The organism is Variovorax sp. KBS0712 (assembly GCF_006323185.2).
Classification (GTDB): Bacteria; Pseudomonadota; Gammaproteobacteria; order Burkholderiales; family Burkholderiaceae_C; genus Variovorax; species Variovorax boronicumulans.
On the sequence record NZ_VCCD02000003.1, the window covers coordinates 99,638 to 116,395 of the forward strand.

Annotated in this window: 13 protein-coding genes; 4 read left to right on the forward strand and 9 right to left on the reverse strand. The window is 58.0% G+C overall.

Annotated elements, in window-relative coordinates; translation table 11 throughout:
- Window positions 1–342 precede the first annotated feature (342 nt).
- Window positions 343–960, forward strand: coding sequence for a YjbF family lipoprotein (locus tag FFI97_RS25320; protein WP_185993720.1), 618 nt, complete (start codon window positions 343–345; stop codon window positions 958–960).
- The gene (locus FFI97_RS25325) at window positions 957–4,013 is read left to right on the forward strand and encodes a YjbH domain-containing protein (RefSeq protein WP_139701084.1); all 3,057 of its coding nucleotides are present in this window, start codon (window positions 957–959) and stop codon (window positions 4,011–4,013) included. The genes FFI97_RS25320 and FFI97_RS25325 overlap by 4 nt, the downstream gene beginning before the upstream one ends.
- Before the next feature lie 101 nt (window positions 4,014–4,114).
- On the opposite strand, the gene FFI97_RS25330 is transcribed toward FFI97_RS25325, so the two are convergent.
- Window positions 4,115–6,118 (reverse strand): polysaccharide biosynthesis protein, encoded by a 2,004-nt coding sequence (locus FFI97_RS25330; RefSeq protein WP_139701083.1) that lies wholly within the window; start codon window positions 6,116–6,118, stop codon window positions 4,115–4,117.
- Between the two features lie 452 nt (window positions 6,119–6,570).
- Here FFI97_RS25330 and FFI97_RS25335 point away from each other — a divergent pair, with 452 nt between their 5' ends.
- Window positions 6,571–7,005: a low molecular weight protein-tyrosine-phosphatase gene (locus FFI97_RS25335; protein ID WP_139701082.1), complete on the forward strand. Its 435-nt coding sequence runs from the start codon at window positions 6,571–6,573 to the stop codon at window positions 7,003–7,005.
- Window positions 7,002–9,257, forward strand: a complete 2,256-nt coding sequence (locus tag FFI97_RS25340) for a polysaccharide biosynthesis tyrosine autokinase (protein WP_139701081.1) — start codon at window positions 7,002–7,004, stop codon at window positions 9,255–9,257. Before FFI97_RS25335 ends, FFI97_RS25340 begins: the two co-directional genes overlap by 4 nt.
- Before the next feature lie 119 nt (window positions 9,258–9,376).
- On the opposite strand, the gene FFI97_RS25345 is transcribed toward FFI97_RS25340, so the two are convergent.
- The 8 genes from FFI97_RS25345 to FFI97_RS25380 form a co-directional block, all read right to left on the reverse strand.
- Window positions 9,377–9,706, reverse strand: a complete 330-nt coding sequence (locus FFI97_RS25345; RefSeq protein ID WP_260685181.1) for a VanZ family protein — start codon at window positions 9,704–9,706, stop codon at window positions 9,377–9,379.
- A gap of 47 nt (window positions 9,707–9,753) precedes the next feature.
- Entirely contained in the window at window positions 9,754–10,941 is a 1,188-nt protein-coding gene (locus FFI97_RS25350) for a DegT/DnrJ/EryC1/StrS family aminotransferase (RefSeq protein WP_139701080.1), read from the reverse strand.
- A gap of 6 nt (window positions 10,942–10,947) precedes the next feature.
- Window positions 10,948–11,610: a NeuD/PglB/VioB family sugar acetyltransferase gene (locus FFI97_RS25355; protein ID WP_139701079.1), complete on the reverse strand. Its 663-nt coding sequence runs from the start codon at window positions 11,608–11,610 to the stop codon at window positions 10,948–10,950.
- Window positions 11,607–12,212: a sugar transferase gene (locus FFI97_RS25360; RefSeq protein ID WP_139701078.1), complete on the reverse strand. Its 606-nt coding sequence runs from the start codon at window positions 12,210–12,212 to the stop codon at window positions 11,607–11,609. Before FFI97_RS25360 ends, FFI97_RS25355 begins: the two co-directional genes overlap by 4 nt.
- Before the next feature lie 84 nt (window positions 12,213–12,296).
- Window positions 12,297–13,415, reverse strand: coding sequence for a glycosyltransferase family 4 protein (locus tag FFI97_RS25365; RefSeq protein ID WP_139701077.1), 1,119 nt, complete (start codon window positions 13,413–13,415; stop codon window positions 12,297–12,299).
- Window positions 13,416–13,492: 77 nt separating this feature from the next.
- Window positions 13,493–14,578 (reverse strand): glycosyltransferase family 4 protein, encoded by a 1,086-nt coding sequence (locus FFI97_RS25370; protein WP_139701156.1) that lies wholly within the window; start codon window positions 14,576–14,578, stop codon window positions 13,493–13,495.
- A 5-nt stretch (window positions 14,579–14,583) separates the two neighbouring features.
- Window positions 14,584–15,507: a glycosyltransferase family 2 protein gene (locus FFI97_RS25375; RefSeq protein WP_139701076.1), complete on the reverse strand. Its 924-nt coding sequence runs from the start codon at window positions 15,505–15,507 to the stop codon at window positions 14,584–14,586.
- Window positions 15,508–15,514: 7 nt separating this feature from the next.
- On the reverse strand, window positions 15,515–16,735 hold the full coding sequence (locus tag FFI97_RS25380) for an O-antigen polymerase (protein ID WP_139701075.1): 1,221 nt from the start codon (window positions 16,733–16,735) through the stop codon (window positions 15,515–15,517).
- Window positions 16,736–16,758: the final 23 nt, after the last annotated feature.

The window sequence follows — 16,758 nt, forward strand, 5'->3', positions numbered from 1 at the left end:
CAATCGCGCATTTGCACCGGGCCCTGCTGGCGCTCCGGCCGCAACCGCTGGTGGCCTTGGCGGCCTGACCCCCGCTCAATGGGGCGCTGTTGGAGGCACCGGCGCTCTGATGCTGGCCCTCGGCAGCAGCAACAACGGCAACGGCGGCGGCGGCTTCTTCGTCCCTGGCACGGGCACCACCGGCACGGGCACCACCGGCACGCGTTAATGCTGGTTGCCCTCCTGAAAGGAGGGCATTCGCTGAAAAGTCCGCGCGTTGCTTCCGCCACGCGACTCTTAGAACGTTGCCTTTGGGCAACGTTTTTCTTGGGCGTTGGCGGTTGCTCCTCCGGAACTTCGGCCATGCTGGATTCAGCTCGACTGCTCTATCGCGGCGAGTCTGCAGCAACCCAGCCCAATTTCAATCCCAGCTATCGGTACCTGCGGGCCACCGTCGATGGGCGCGTCCTGTACATGGTGCTCGGCTATATCGATCAGCGCGCCGAAGGGCCGGTTGAGGTCTGGTACAGCGGCACGGGCGAAGTCGTCCGACTTCTGAATGGTCAACTGGTCGGCACGACCGGGCTGTCCATCGACTGGCGCGACGTTCGGCTCGCCAACCCACCCGCCTGGCAAGCCCACACTGCCAACACCACGCAGACCTACGCGCGCGAACGCGACCTGATGCCGGGCTATCGCTTCGGCATTCGCGACGACATCGCGCGCACATCGATCGCGCCGCCCACTGACAGCGCTCTCGCCGGCGTGCCCGCAAGCGCCTTGCGCTGGTATGAAGAACGCAGCGTGTCCCGCCCTGCGACAGCCTCTGTTCCTCCCGCCCGCTTCGGCGTTTCATTTGCTTCTGACGCCCCTCAGGTCGTGTATTCGGAGCAATGTATTTCCCGCGACCTCTGCATGAGCTTCGAACAGTGGACACCCCCCGCACCAGCAGCCGGCACCGCGGCGCGCGCTGGTACATGAGCCCCCTCTTCCTGCGCGCCATCAGCCCCCCGCATTGGCCCCGTCGAACGGCCCTTGCCTGCGCGTTGATGGCAAGCCTTGGCGCCGCGGCGGAGCCGTCGCAGAACGCGGCGACAGTTGAACCTGCAAGCGATGCCGAGGTGCGACCCGGCGAACGACTGAGCACTTGGTTGCTGCGTCAGCCAGAAGGCACTGCAGCGCCCGGGCTGGCATGGCGCGTGCCGCAGGAGCGACTGGCCCAGCAGTTCCTGAAGAACACCCTGCTCGTGCGCCTCGAGGCGGCCAGCAGGCGCGCACCGCGCTCCGAGCAACTCGATCGACTGAAGCTCATCACGTGGCTGCAGAACCTGCCGGTCACCGGCCGCGTGGCGCTGGGCATCGTGGACCCCCGCTGGCTGCAGGCACACCCGGACCAAGACCCTGTGCTGTCGGCCGGCCAGCAGCTCGTTGCGCCCTCCCCGCAATTGAAAACCATCGCGGTTGTCCGCCCCAATGGCGAGTTGTGTCACGTGGCGCACGAAGCCGGCCGGACCGCCTGGGACTACGTCATCGCCTGCGCCCCCAACACGACTCACGATTGGGCATGGGTGGCGCAACCCGATGGTCGGACGTCCCGCGTAGGCATCGCCCCCTGGAATGGCCACCCCTCCGATGAGCCGGCGCCCGGCGCATGGATCTGGGCAGCGCCGCGCGGCATGACCGAACTGGTCGACGCATCGGAAGGCATCATCAAGTTCCTGGCGACCCAGGGCCCTTCGCCTCAGGCAGCGGCGCTGGGCACCACCACTGCCGCGCTTGCAGTGGCCAAGCCGGCCGCGGTGATCAATGCATCCATCCCGCCATCAGTGCCGCCGGAAAGCGTCATCTCCGTGCGCCCCGACGCATCGGCCCCGCAATACAAAGCACCTCGCACAAGCAGCAACGACTGGGGCGAAACCGGCCTGCTCCAGACGCCGACGGCACGCATGGGCGAGGCCGGTGATTTCCGCACGTCGATCAGCCACGTGTCGCCCTATACACGACTGAACGTGATGTTCCAGCCACTGGACTGGCTGGAGGCGGGCTTTCGCTACACCTCCATCAGCAACCGCGCGTACGCCGCCAGCACCACAGGCCAGAGCAACAAGGACAAGAGCATCGACGTGAAGCTGCGGCTGCTGCGCGAATCCGCCTATGTGCCTCAGGTTGCACTGGGCTTTCGCGACCTTGGCGGTACTGGCCTCTTTTCGGCCGAATACTTGGTCGCCAACAAGCGCTACGGCGACCTCGACTTCAGCCTCGGCATCGGATGGGGATACTTGGGCAACAGCGGAAACATCCGCAATCCCTTGCTGGCCCTGAGCAATCGCTTCAGAACGCGCACGGTGAGCTCCGCAACGGGCGGTGAAGCGAACTTCAAAGCCTTCTTCCGAGGTCCAGCCTCCTTGTTCGGCGGCGTCGAGTGGCGCACGCCCTGGGATCCGCTGACAGTCAAGCTCGAGTACGAAGGCAACAACTACAAGAACGAGCCCCAGCAGAACAACCAGGTACGGCGCTCGCCCTTCAACGTTGGCCTGGAATATCGCTACTCACCCGGCGTCGCCTTCACCGCCGGTCTGGAGCGCGGCAACAAAGTGATGGTGGGGCTGACCCTGTCCACCAACATGGCGAACATGCGGTCCAGCAAGCCCGCAGATCCGCCGCCGCCCCGCTTCACGCCGGAGGCGCCGGCCAATCCACCCGGCTGGGCCGCCACTGCTGCGGAGATCCAGGCACGCACCGAATGGACCGTGCAGCGCATCGCACCGCAGGGCGACAGCGCGCACGTCTGGATCACCGAAAGCCACACCGTGTACCGCGAGGCCCGGGTACAGCAGGTCATTGCCGTCATGCATCGCGATGCTCCGGCATCGATCAAGCACTTCGTCCTCCATTACAACGAGCGTGGACTGGCACTGCACACGCAGGTTGTCGATCGCAGCGAGTGGGTGACTGCGCACTACCAGGCACAGACGCCCGCAGAACTGCGCGCCACAGACCAGCGCGACTACGCCCCGCCGCGCGGCCGGACCGAAGACGGGCTCTACGTGCCGGCATCGCCGCAGCGCACACCCACCGAGGCAACAACCGCCGCCATAGCATCGCCCGGCGAGACGCCGACCATGACGCCATGGGAACGGCGCACGGAAAGACTCACCTTCGGCCTGACTCCGAGCTTCTCGCAGATCCTAGGCGGCCCCGATGCCTTCCTCCTCTACCAACTCGGCGTCTCAGCCACTGCGGAGTACCGCTTCACACCCAGCACCTGGGTGAACGCCGCGCTGAACTGGCGCTTGCTCGACAACTTCGATAAGTTCACCTACACCGCGCCCAGCAACCTTCCCCGCGTGCGAACCTACCAGCGCGAGTACGCAACGACCAAGCGGCTGACCATGCCGGTGTTTCAGCTAACCCACGTGGGCCGCCTGAACGAAGACCAGTACTACAGCGTCTACGGCGGTGCGCTCGAATCGATGTTCGCCGGCGTGGGTGCCGAATGGCTCTACCGCCCGTGGCGCAGCAGGTTCGCGTTCGGCATCGACATCAACCACGTACGCCAGCGCGACTTTGCCCAAGACCTCGGTCTGCGCGACTACAAGGTCAACACCGGCCACGCCACGCTCTATTGGGACACCGGCTGGAACGGGGTCCAGGCCAGGATCAGCGCGGGTCAATACTTGGCGGGTGATCGCGGTGTCACCCTCGACATCAGCCGCCGCTTCGACAACGGCGTGACGATCGGCGCGTGGGCCACCAAGACCAACGTGTCCGCCGCACAGTTCGGCGAAGGCAGCTTCGACAAGGGCATCTACGTTTCCATTCCCTTCGATGCATTGCTGCCGCGCTCGAGCAAGTTCACTGCGAACTTTGCCTGGGCTCCGCTGGTACGGGATGGTGGCGCCAAGCTGGGACGGATCAACCCACTGTTCGAGATGACGTCGATACGGGATCCGAAGGCTTTCAGCTTCTCGCCGCCCGATGACAAAGCACCCAAGGCGGGGGACAACATCCTCGACTTCAAGCGGGCGCAGTAGGCGACGCCAGCGGGCGGCAAAAGAGCCCCGATCGGGGCTCTTGGTCTCAGCAGCATCCCGCTGAGCCAGGGCGGGAAAATGAATGAAGCAGTTCTATCGAATCAGATTGCCACGGCAATCTGATTCGGCGCGGATGGCTGTTCGGCCTCGCCCACCTGCGCAGCACCGACTGCGGCTACGAGCGGCAGAGCCCGGTCACGCACACGGTGACGCTCCATATGCACCCAATCCACAACCTCGGCATGAGGCCGATAGCCGGGAAGCATCTGCGTCAACGTCCGCTTCAGCATCGGCACATCGCTGCTTTCGAGTGCCGCATTCAGCGTCTCAAACTGACGCCAGAGCTCGTTCCAAGGCAGACAGGGATCGTGCGCCTTCATGACACGAGGATGGGCCGTAGGCATCGCGCTGTCACCAATCAGAAGCTCTTCGTAAAGCTTCTCGCCGGGCCGCAACCCAGTCACCTGGAGCTCGATATCACCATCCGGCGAATGTTCGTCGCGAACCGTGCGCCCTGAAAGCTCCACCAGCCGGCGGGCGAGATCAATGATCCGCACCGGCTCCCCCATGTCGAGCACAAAGACGTCACCGCCCTGCGCCATCGCGCCCGCCTGAATCACCAACTGGGCGGCCTCAGGAATGGTCATGAAATAGCGCGTGATGTCCGCATGTGTGAGCGTGATCGGGCCACCCGCCTCAATCTGCTTACGAAACAACGGCACCACCGAGCCACTGGAACCCAGCACGTTACCAAAGCGGACCATCGAGAAGCAGGTGTCCGAGCTCTGCTGCGCCAGCCCCTGCAACGCCATTTCGGCGACCCGCTTGCTGGCCCCCATGATGTTCGTCGGTCGCACGGCTTTGTCTGTACTGATCAGGACAAAGTTGGGGACCTTGCACTCCATGGCGATCCGCGCCGTCGTGAGCGTGCCCATCGCGTTGTTTCGCACGCCCTCTGCCGGGTTGTGCTCGACGAGCGGCACATGCTTGTATGCCGCCGCGTGGTAGACCGTGTCAGGACGCCAAGCGCGCATCACTTCGCGCAGCCGCGCCGCATCGCACACCGAAGCGAGCAGCGGGACAACACGTACGCTCGGCGCCAACTGCTCCAGTTCCTGGTGGATGCTATAGAGCGCGTACTCGCTCAACTCCACGAGCAGCAGCGTGGAAGGCGACAGCTGAACGATCTGCCGGCACAGCTCGCTACCGATCGAGCCTCCAGCACCAGTGACAAGCACCACCTGGCCACGGACGTGCTTCTGCAGCAGATCTGCCACCGGCTCCACCGGATCACGCCCTAGCAAGTCTTCGATGTCGACTTCGACCAGATCATTGACTTGGACCTTGCCGTTGGCCAGATCTAGCAGTCCCGGCAGCATGCGTACATGCAGATGCAAAGGCAACAATTGGTTCAGAATTTCGACGCGGCGCCCGCGGCTAGCCGAAGGCATCGCCAACAGCACATCCGTGACTCCCAAACTGGCGGCGTTGCTGCTGAGCCAATCCGAGGACTGAATGCGCAGACCATTGATCGTGTTGCCTTGGAGATGCGAATCATCGTCAACGAAAGCGCGGACGACCATGTCCCGACTTTGGGCCAACGCTGCAGCCAGTTGCAAACCCGCGCTACCGGCACCGTAGATCACAACCTGAGGCAGTTGCTTACGCTGCAGAGCGCTCATGTAGAGGCCGCCCAGCCAATAGCGCGCAAACATGCGCGAACCGGCGATGGCCAAGAACAAGAGCAACGGCACCAGCAAACCCACCGTGCGCGGCACTCCTCGCACACCGACCACCGCAAAGATCAGCGTATAGCCGAGGCCAAAGAGCACGCAAGCGCGCACGATGGCTATGACTGCAGCGGTTCCGGCATATCGAAAGATGGCTCTGTAGAGCCCGAAAACCACAAAGAGTGGAAGCGCAAGGGCAACGGCCACCGCGACGGCTGACCACTGAACGCCACGCGGCGCCATCCATTGCTCGAAGCGAAAGCTGAATGCCAACCAGACACACAGGATGCAGAGCATTGCATCGACCCCTAGAGCCAGCATGCGCTTCACGGGGCGCGGCAAGGCAAGCAAGGGCGCAGCCAAACGATTGATCACACTGAAAACTCCTGCGGCGTTTGGAGTGCGCCGCGCTGCAACAATTGTCCGTGAAGGGTACCCACCCCTCCCCCCCAATTCAGGGGATTCGCGACACTAACAATGTCATTTTTTGTATCTTTTGCATCGACATGACTTTGGTCATAGCGCCGTTGATCAACTCCTACGATCAGCTGTCCCTTGGTAGCCATGGCCGATCCGAGCCCAGAAAAGCCAGTTGCTCGACCACATCCTCAAGGCAGTGGCACCAAGGCCCTGACTACAATGCCAAGGGCGTGCCCAGCCATCCTTCGGCTCCCTGGTTCAGATGGCGCGATCCAATCGCTTAACGAAGAACAAATGGTGAGGGCATTTCTGTATGACAGGTGATTCATGCTGGATATGAAGCACACGGCACGCAATACGTTGAATCTGACAACAGAGGCACAAGCCTACGCAGGGAGCCAAGTCTCATGAAATCCGTTCTGGTGGTATGCATTGGCAACATCTGTCGCAGCCCCATGGGGGAAGCACTGATCGCTGCAGCATTGCCGCAGGTTCAAGTCACGTCCGCCGGGACGGGCGCTCTGGTCGGCCACCCCGCAGATCCGATCGCACGCAAGTTGATGGCCGCACGCGGCATCGACATCGAGGCTCACCGCGCGCGCCAACTCACAGGACAGATGTGCCAGCAGGCCGATCTCATTCTTGCGATGGACGAAGCGCAACGAATCCACATCGGTCAACGTCATCCGCTGACCCGTGGCAAATTGTTCCGCCTGGGCGAAGTTGCACGTGTCGACATTCCCGACCCCTACCGCCTGGGCCTTCCCGCTTTCGAACACGCCCTGCAGCTCATTGCTGACGGTGCCCACGCTTGGGCCGAACGCATCCGCAAACTCTCATGACCCCTTCCGCCTCTACATCGGCCCCCTTGGCATCCAACACGATACGACCACGCGACGATGACGACCACGTCATCAATTTGTCCGAGTACTTCGACATCCTGCTTGACCGCAAATGGCTGGTGGCAAGTATCACGGCAGTGGCCCTTGGGCTTGGAGTTGCCTATGCGCTTCTGGCCACCCCAATCTATGAGTCCAATCTCTTGATCCAGGTGGAAGACTCGGCGCCAGATTCCAAGAATTTTCTTGGTGATACGGCCAACCTCTTCGATGTTAAGACCCCTGCCACCGGCGAAATCCAGATTATTCGCTCACGAATGGTCATCGGGGGCGCGGTGGAAGCCATGCGCCTGTATATCAACGCTCAGCCGCGCTATGCCCCCGTCATTGGCGAGTGGCTTTCGCGGCGTTCAAAGGAACTTTCGGACCCCGGCTTTCTGGGCATGGGTGGCTACGTTTCCGGCAATGAGGCTATCGATATTGCCAAGTTCGATGTGCCCTCTGCACTCGAAGATCAGCAGCCTTTCACGATCATTGCGCAGGCCGGCGGCCAATACACGCTCTCGCACCCCGACCTCCCTGAACCGCTGACAGGCAGCGCTGGCAAGATGCTCAGTCAGCAGGTGCCTGGCGGCACCATCACTCTGATGGTTTCGCGAATCGACGGGAAACCCGGCGCCGAATTTCTTGTCTCGCGGGCGTCGTCCCTCGCCACGACTGAGAGCTTGCAAAAACGCGTGCAACTCAGCGAGCAAGGTAAGCAATCGAACGTAATCAATGTCACCCTCGAAGGCAGTGACCGTGGCCGGCTGCGGCGCACGCTTAACGAAATCGGCGCTCAGTATGTTCGCCAAAACGTCGAGCGCAAAGCTGCAGAGGCAGAGAAGACCATTGAGTTCCTCGACCAACAGTTGCCCGAATTCAAACGGCAACTCGAAGATTCGGAAGACATTTATGCCCGCTTCCGCAACAAGAACGGTACGGTCGCCTTCGACGAAGAAGCCAAGGCTGTATTGGGAATGTCGGTGCAGCTGCAGACCAAGCTGCTAGAGACCCAGCAACAGCGGCGCGAACTGCTTGCGCGCTTTACCGAAACCAACCCGAAGGTCCGCATGGTGGATGGCCAGATTGCGGCCATTAACCATGAGATCAATGGCCTGGAAACTCGAGTGAGTGCCATGCCCGCCATACAGCGAGACGCCTTGCGGTTGGAGCGAGATGTTCGCGTCAACGGCGAACTCTACAAGTCGCTGCTCAATAGCTCTTTGCAACTGCGTCTAGTCAAGGAAGGCAAGATCGGCAATGTGCGTCTGCTCGACACGGCCATCGAACCCAAGAGCGCGGTCAAACCTCAAAAGCCTCTGATCGTTGCGCTCTCGCTGGTGCTCGGCCTTCTCGCAGGCGTGGCGCTGGCAATCCTGCGCACCAAGTTGTCGAGCGGTATCCGCAATCCTCAAGAGATCGAAGACCGGCTTGGCCTTAACGTCTACTCCGTCGTTCCATTGGCACTCGAGCAAGAAACGATTCTGGAACACATTGCTGGCGGCGCGAAGGGCGTGCAACTGCTGGCCGTCACCTCTCCCGAAAGCCTTGCCATCGAGAGCCTGCGTAACCTGCGGGTGTCTTTGCAGCTGACGTTGATGGAGAGTGGCAACAACCGCGTGCTCATCACAGGCGCCACACCTGGGGTGGGCAAGAGCTTCGTCTCGGGCAACTTCGCCGTCATCATGGCGCAAGCGGGCAAGCGCGTGCTGTTGATCGACGCCGACTTGCGCAAGGGTCACCTCCAAAAGGCATTTGGCCTTCCACGCAAAGGTGGTTTAGCCGACGTCTTGGCAGGTGATATGCCTCCCGAGCAGGCCATTCATGGGCAAGTGATCCCCAACCTAGATGTTTTGACGACCGGAAACTATCCATTCAATCCTGCCAACATGATGCTTTCGTCAAAGCTGGGCGAGCTGCTGAACGACTTCTCAGAGCGCTACGACCTCGTTGTGATCGACAGCCCGCCGGTGCTGGTGGCTGCCGACGCTGCGGCGGTTGCAGCACACGCAGGCGCCGTCCTGCTGGTTGCTCGTGACAACCTCACCCAACTCGGCGAGCTGAACGAGAGCGTCAAGCGCCTCGCGCATGCGGGCCAGCAAGTCAACGGGGTGGTCTTCAACGGCATGGACCTCTCTCGCCGGCACTATGGCAGCTACGGCTATAAATACGGCGGCTACCGATATACCGAGTACAAATACAAAGAGGCTTGAGCGTTCGCAATGAGCCAATTCGGAGGGGTGAGGGCGTCAAAGCACCTCCTCCTCGCGCCGAACCTCGACGAAACCGGTCTCGCAGTTGCCAAGGCTGCAACCAGGATGAGCCTGTCGTCTTAGACCTGTCGAATCATCGCCAACCGCTGCAACATCAAAGCAACGACAGTGCCGACCAGCAGGCCAATGCCATCTGCCCATAGATCGCTCCATTCAGCCATGCGATCAGGCGTAAGCGACTGCAGCACTTCAATCAGGGCCCCGTAGCCGAGTAGTCCCAATAGAGATAGTGGGATGTGGATGTGCCCCGGCCACGCCCAATACGCGAGGAATGCCAGGACCGCAAAGCCTAGCGCGTGATTGCTCTTGTCCCAGCCCGTACTCGGCACCGGAAGAGAAGCAGGCATCAAGCTGAGCACCAACAACGCCAGCATGGCGATGACTAGCATCCAGCGCCACAAGATCACATGAGCCGCGAGGCGAGCCCACAACACACTCAAGCCGACGCCTCTGCTAGCACCTGCCCGATGACCTGGCAGCTCTTGTCCATCTCGATCGAGGTGAGTGTCGGATGCACAAGAAACATCAGGCTTGTTTCCCCCAGTGCGCGCGCAACGGGCAAGCGCTCAGTCGGTCGCCAGCCCGTATCATCGAACGCTCGCTCCAAGTAAACCTCGGAACAGGACCCCTGATAGCAGGGCATGCCGTGTGCCTGAATCGCCTCGATGATCCGATCGCGGCTCCAGCCTGTCGCCAACTTTTCCGGCTGCACGTAGACGTAGCACTTGTAGTGCGCATGAGCACTACCCGCCGCACCTTGCTCCACAAAGGTGGGCACACGCACTGCCGTGTGAGGACTGGCAGCCTTCCACAGGGCCTGTGCATGGCGCGTACGCGCAGAAGTCCAGTCGCTCATCCGCCGCAGTTGGACCCGGCCGATGACCGCTTGCAACTCCAGCATTCGCCAGTTGGTGCCGAAACTTTCATGCACCCAACGAAAGCCCGGCGGATGCTCGCGCTCGTAGACGGCTTCGTAGCTCTTCCCGTGATCTTTGTACTGCCACATGGTGCGCCACAACGCTTCATCGTTGGTCGTGACCATGCCGCCCTCCCCGCCCGTGGTCATGATCTTGTCCTGGCAAAACGACCAGGCGCCAGCATGACCGATGGAGCCGACGGATTGCCCCTTGTAGCGGGCACCATGCGCCTGAGCGCAGTCTTCGATTACCTTGAAATCATGCTTGGTCGCAAGTGCCATGATCGGATCCATGTCACACGGCCACCCCCCCAGATGCACGCAGATGACGGCCTTGGTGCGCGGTGTGACGACCCGCGCAATGGTCTCGGCCGACAGGTTGCCGCTTTCTGCATCGACATCTGCAAACACAGGCGTCGCCCCCGCATTCACCACGCACGACACGCTCGCAATGAAGGTGCGTGGCGTGACGATGACTTCGTCACCCGGTCCGATGCTCATGCCCTGGAGGATCACGTCTAGCGCCAGCGTGCCGTTGGCCAGCGCGAGCGCATGCGCGGTACCTGCCCACGCAGCGAATTCCTTTTCGAACAGGCGGCATTCCTGCCCTGTCCAATAATTGACCTTGTTGGACAGGAGCACGCGTTGCACGGCATCAGCTTCTTCGGCAGTGAAGCTGGGCCAAGGGGAAAAGGGGGTGTTCAACACAACAGTTCAACCTTTCTTGATAAATGCTTTAGCGGGGTTTCCAACCACGGTGATGCCAGGCGGCACGTCGCGCGTGACCACCGCGCCCATGCCGACCACGGCGCCACGACCGATCACCAGAGGCTTGCCCGGCTTGCCTTGCTTGATGACAGCGCCAGCGCCGATGTAGGCGTGGTCTTCGATGTGCACATTGCCATTGCACTTGGCACCGGGTGCGAAGGTGACGAAGTCTCCGATCACGGAATCGTGTTCGACATAGCTGTACAGGTTGGCGTGAAAATGCCTGCCAATACGGATGTTGGAGGTAAGCGTGACGAACGGACTGAGGGCCGCACCCTCGCCCAGCGAGACATCGTCCATGACCACTGTATTGGCAGCCTGGACTGTCCAGGGCTGCACGCCATCGGCCACGCAACGATCGGCCAGCACCTGGCGGACTGCGCTGTTCGAAATGGCAATCACGACGTGCCTTGTGCTCGCCTCGGCACACAGGAACTCCGCGTAACGTAGCACGCGATGTCCGTTGACCTCTGCGGCTTCGGGCTGATCGTCCATGAACACCAACTGGGCCGCCGGAATACCTTCGAGCGCCAGCTGTGCGCGAGCCAACGGCATCACGCCGCGGCCACAACCACTGGCGCCGTACACGGCAAAGAGCGGCAACGTCATTGCTCGTGCTCCATTCGCGAGCCGGTAAAGCGGGGCATCGTTGCCTCGCCCGCCGCGTTGATGCCATCACGCACCAGCACCTTGCGCACCGTCAGCCACAAGATCTTGATGTCGAGCCAGAGCGAACGGTTGTCGACGTACCAGACATCGAGCTTGAACTTCTCGTCCCAGCTCAACGCATTGCGCCCATTGATTTGCGCCCAGCCCGTGATACCCGGGCGCACCTCATGGCGACGGGATTGCTCGGCGGAGTACAGCGGCAAGTAGTCCATCAGCAACGGACGTGGGCCGACCAAGCTCATGTCGCCCTTAAGGACGCTCCAGAGCCCAGGCAACTCGTCCAAGCTGCTAGCTCGCAGGAACCGCCCAAATGCCGTAAGCCGTTCGGCATCGGGTAACAACTGACCATCCGGTGCCCGCGCATCCGTCATGGTGCGGAATTTTATTATTTCAAACGGTTTGCCCCACAATCCGGGGCGCAGCTGACGGAAAAGTGCAGGACGACCCAATTTGCTGCGGACCATGAAGGTTAATACAGCAAGCGGAAGACATAGCAATAGCAAACCAACAGATGCAGCGACGATGTCAAAAAAACGCTTCATCTGACTTCAAAAATAACTGCGAGGAAATGCCAAATGCGGAAAAAAACATGATGAAAACCAATTCAAATGCAAGAACACGGTGCTTCATTGAATTCCCATTTCCTGCAACATCACCGCGTTGACCTTATGCACGTCGTATTTTTCCTCAGCTACCTTTCGTGCGCAACGGCCCATACGTTCAGCTAAAGTACGATCGTTGACGAACTTCAGCATCGCCTGCTGCAGCATGTCAACCGACCTAACTGGCACTAAAAAACCGTTGTAACCGTCCGTCACTGTTTCGCGACAGCCGGGTGCATCAGTAGTAATGACGGCGCGACCCATAGCCATAGCTTCAAGTACTGTACGCGGCGTACCCTCTCGATATGACGGCAGCACATAGACACTGCTTTCGGCTATAGCAGGACGGACATCTAACAGCCGACCGCCGAATTGGATACTACCCTCATTTACCCATGCGTCCAGCTCGGCCTGAGTAATAGCGTCGGGGTTCGTATCGATCCAGCCTACTAAGGTGCAACGCACATCGGGGTGCATCTTCCGAATCCGCCGCGCCGCCTGTACGTATTCACGTACACCCTTATCGCCCAACAAGCGCGCTATAAGCAAAAAGCGCGGCGGCCCCGGCGGGAGCGGCGCAAAGTTAAAACTACTCACGTCAACTCCAGAACCATTAACCACACAAGACGCAGTACTCATCGTCAGAATGGTGCGTGCTCGAAAAAGCGCCTCATCATCCGGATTCTGAAAAAAAACCTTTTCCACCCGCGACAGTGCAACTGCATAAAGACGTTGCACGAATGCCTGCAATCGCCCACGCTGGCCTTCACCTTGAAAGGCGTAACCCAATCCAGTGATTAAAGCAAAGCGTCTGGGCACGCCAGCAAGCCAAGCAGCAAGCGAACCGTAAATGACGGGCTTGATCGTGTAACCCATCATGTACTCGGGCCGTACCCGACGCATAACACGCCACAAAGCACAAAGCGTCCGCAAATCTGCAATCGGATTAGTACCGGTGCGTCGCATGGAGACCGTATGCACAGTCCAGCCCAGTGACTCCATTTGCCGGCGCATGGGATGATCCACAATCAAGTCCGGGGCAGCAACATGCACCTGTAATCCGCGTGCTTGCAAAGCGGCAATCAATGGGCCGCGAAAATTCAAGAGCGAATCTGCCAAGCCGGCAATCAGCAGAAACTTCATTACTCGCCCCCTCCGACTTCAGCACTTGAATGCATCAGATTAACCTTTGAACAAATTTTTAGAGCTCCCATGCTCGCCTAATGCTTTCCGGCAATTGACTTAAGAAAATTCGAAATCTGAGGACTTGTCTTCTGAATGGAGTATTTTTCCTCAACTGTGATCCGTCCAGCCGCGCCCATTTGCTCGCGCAAAGAAGGCGACTGCAAAAGCTTGCTCAGCGAAGCCACCCAGTCGTTCGCGGTATTAGCCAAAAAACCGTTCTTGTGATGGCGCACGATTTCAATATTGGCTCCGACGCCAGATGCCACAACGGGCAGTCCGCATGCCATGTATTGGATTAGTTTGTAGCCGCATTTACCACGTTCCCAAAGAGAATCGAGCAGCGGCATCACTCCTATGTGACAGGTTCTGATATTTTCGCCCTCCGTGGCTTCGGTCCAAGGGATAATTTCCACTTGGACGCCTGGTAAATCCAATGGGCCTCCGCCAATCACACGTAGCACAAAGGGCTGCCGCGCAGCCAACTCCTGCAACGGCTTGCGAAGCAATTGAAGGTAATGCACCGTGGAGGGTGAGCCAATCCAAACAATACGAGGTAAATTATCGATCGCGGGCGACTTTTCACTATGGGTTTCAAAAGTTGGATATGGATATCGGGTTAGGTCAACTACCGTGGGAACTACCTCTACCCAACGAGCACCTGCATTAATTGCTCTTTGCGCCAAATACTGATTCCCAGCTATCACTAAGGCTGATTTAGCCATCAGCTTATCGAGCCGAGAACCAAAAAAACGCCGAACCCAAGAGCTAGCATGCTGGTCGTAATTATGGAAAATCGCATCGTCGTAGTCCAATACATAAGGCACGCCGCGAAGCATAAACAATTCCAACCATAAAGGCCACCAAGGCAAGGCTTCCTTTTCAATCCAGACTACATCAAATTTCCGTCGACCTTTTAAGGCTCGTACACGGCGACCATAAGCTCGCAACAGCGAAATACCATAGCCGCCTCGCTTATAGCGAGCCTGAAGCAATTCGTCTGAAAGTAACGGTTCAACAGTAATTTGGCATCCAGCCTGCTCAAGCGTCGGCACATATTGCAGAGAGCGCATCCGAGACGACGCCCCCAAGCGGCCGTACTTGGTTAGCGCAAGTACCTTCACCGCGCTCAACGCGTAACTCCTTTCAATACCCACTGCGGCAACCAGTGCCACAGCATCCTATAAGCAGCCCAGGTTTCTTTCAAGTTCGATAAAGAACGACGCAATAATGCAAGTGCCGATCGCGACAACGGCTCTATTAGCAGAGTAGTCAACAGCACTCCAATCGCACTCAAAAGCGAGAAGTGCTTAAATGCGTACAACACACGGCTGCGCAGTGAATAAAAAAGTCGATGTGCCTTTACCTGGTTAGAGGTACCCCCTCCAGCATGAAAGGCTTGGGCATCAGCCAAATAGACGCTTACCCAATCAGCTTGACGGGCGCGATACGAAAAGTCGACCTCTTCAAAATAGACAAAAAACCGCTCATCAAAACCGTTTAGCGTTTCAAACAATTTTCGTCGGACCAAGAAAAAGGCGCCAATCACCTGATCCACTTTACGCGTTTGCCCATGGTCCCACTCCGTCATTGCGTAGCCGAGGCGAGGGAAAAACCGAACCAACCCCGCTGAGTGAGCCAAGGAAGCGGTCAATGAAGGGAAACGTGCACAACTGCGAGCGATATGGCCTGTCTCGTCGAGTAACTGGACCCCGCAAATGCCAGTCTTGGAATTTTCAGGGTCTTGCATATAAGCCAAGACTTTGAAAAGAGTATCTGGATACAAGGCCGCGTCAGGATTGAGAAACAATAAATATTCGCTGGTTGCATGTCGCGCTCCCAAATTGCATGCTTTACCGAATCCAAGGTTAGACCCTGCTCGAATTACAGTGACATTTGCGAAGTCATCTAGACTCCCATCAGAGCCGTCCTGAGAGCCATTATCAACAACGATAGTTTTTTTGACAAATCCAGCTCCGTACTTGTCAATGGAGGCAACACATTCACGCAGTTGCGGACCTGCATTCCAATTAACCACTACTACATCCAGCATTTTCTTCCTATCGAGAAATGGCAAACTTCCTTGATCGAAAAAAGATCCAAAGCCAAAAGGCGATTTGGATCCACATCGAAATCAATGAAAAATATTGATCTTGGAAAAACTGCATCACCAGAGGGTAGACAGACGCTGCATATAAAAAAATCCAAATCCCGCCAAACTTATTTGCCCTCTTATAGAGCCACCAGTGGATCGTCAAAAAAAAGGTCGGGGCAATCAGTCCTATATATGAAAAATCTCTGAAATAGACCTCATATACCGTGAAAACATTGGTTTGATCGGGCACATACGCATACGCTCTTTCCAGTGAACTCGTTGGGCTGGCATCGAGGCCGAAGAAATTCCCTATGGCGAAAATTATCCGAAACGAATTCTGCCCCCAATCCAATGGAGACCCTGTTTCAAACAGCTTAAAAAATGCCAAAAATGGCGCAATAGTGTAACTTCTTATATTATTGGAAAACGAAATAATATTTTCAAGAAAACCTGCGTCAACGGACACGCCTTTAGAGGTCATCGCAGCGATGAACATGAAAATCAACAGCATGAATGACGAAACTACTAAAAGACCTTTTATTTTTAAGGTGCCCCTCAAAATCAGCGGAACCGAGATCAAGATGAGTAACAACAGCACGCCTGTCCGGGCAGTACCGATATATGCATAAAACAAACCAGGACCGATTGAAGCCAGCAAGCGGCGAATTCCCATCTGTTGACTTAAATACATAAACACCGACACCGATGTCACTACATAAGACAAGATGGAAAAATAAGTCAATACACCAAAACCCATCCCATCTTCCGTCATTGCGCTGCGCAATCGCATATAACCGTCGGGAGAGAAAATATCAACGCCGCCGGCCAAAGAAACAGCCTTAAGGTAGACCAGCGGAATAACCAAAACGGTGACAACCTGTGCCAGTAAGACATATCCGCCATTCTTAACAGTGATTGGTTCTTTATTGATCCTAATTTCTTTCCTCTTCGTCGATCCGTGAATCACCAGCAACAGCACAAATGCGCTGAGTTGCGCCACGGCAATGGTGGCCAAAAAAATCGCCGATACATCAATAAATGTTTCTCTGAAGAAATAATACCCCAGAAAAACAAAAGACCAAACGGAAAAGTAAATTTGAAATGGATTTGCCAGCCCCAGGCGCCCCGTCGAGGACAAAATCAGTCCCCCAAGCGTTATGACCAATAAAATCTCATGCATATGCATCCATAACTCAAGCTCAAAAAGCG

Bases quoted from the DNA above. Each gene is read 5' to 3' on its own strand.
- FFI97_RS25320 (WP_185993720.1), top strand. From the start codon at position 343: ATGCTGGATTCAGCTCGACTGCTCTATCGCGGCGAGTCTGCAGCAACC.
- FFI97_RS25325 (WP_139701084.1), top strand. From the start codon at position 957: ATGAGCCCCCTCTTCCTGCGCGCCATCAGCCCCCCGCATTGGCCCCGT.
- FFI97_RS25335 (WP_139701082.1), top strand. From the start codon at position 6,571: ATGAAATCCGTTCTGGTGGTATGCATTGGCAACATCTGTCGCAGCCCC.
- FFI97_RS25340 (WP_139701081.1), top strand. From the start codon at position 7,002: ATGACCCCTTCCGCCTCTACATCGGCCCCCTTGGCATCCAACACGATA.
- FFI97_RS25345 (WP_260685181.1), bottom strand. From the start codon at position 9,706: ATGCTAGTCATCGCCATGCTGGCGTTGTTGGTGCTCAGCTTGATGCCT.
- FFI97_RS25355 (WP_139701079.1), bottom strand. From the start codon at position 11,610: ATGACGTTGCCGCTCTTTGCCGTGTACGGCGCCAGTGGTTGTGGCCGC.
- FFI97_RS25360 (WP_139701078.1), bottom strand. From the start codon at position 12,212: ATGAAGCGTTTTTTTGACATCGTCGCTGCATCTGTTGGTTTGCTATTG.
- FFI97_RS25365 (WP_139701077.1), bottom strand. From the start codon at position 13,415: ATGAAGTTTCTGCTGATTGCCGGCTTGGCAGATTCGCTCTTGAATTTT.
- FFI97_RS25375 (WP_139701076.1), bottom strand. From the start codon at position 15,507: ATGCTGGATGTAGTAGTGGTTAATTGGAATGCAGGTCCGCAACTGCGT.
- FFI97_RS25380 (WP_139701075.1), bottom strand. From the start codon at position 16,735: ATGCATATGCATGAGATTTTATTGGTCATAACGCTTGGGGGACTGATT.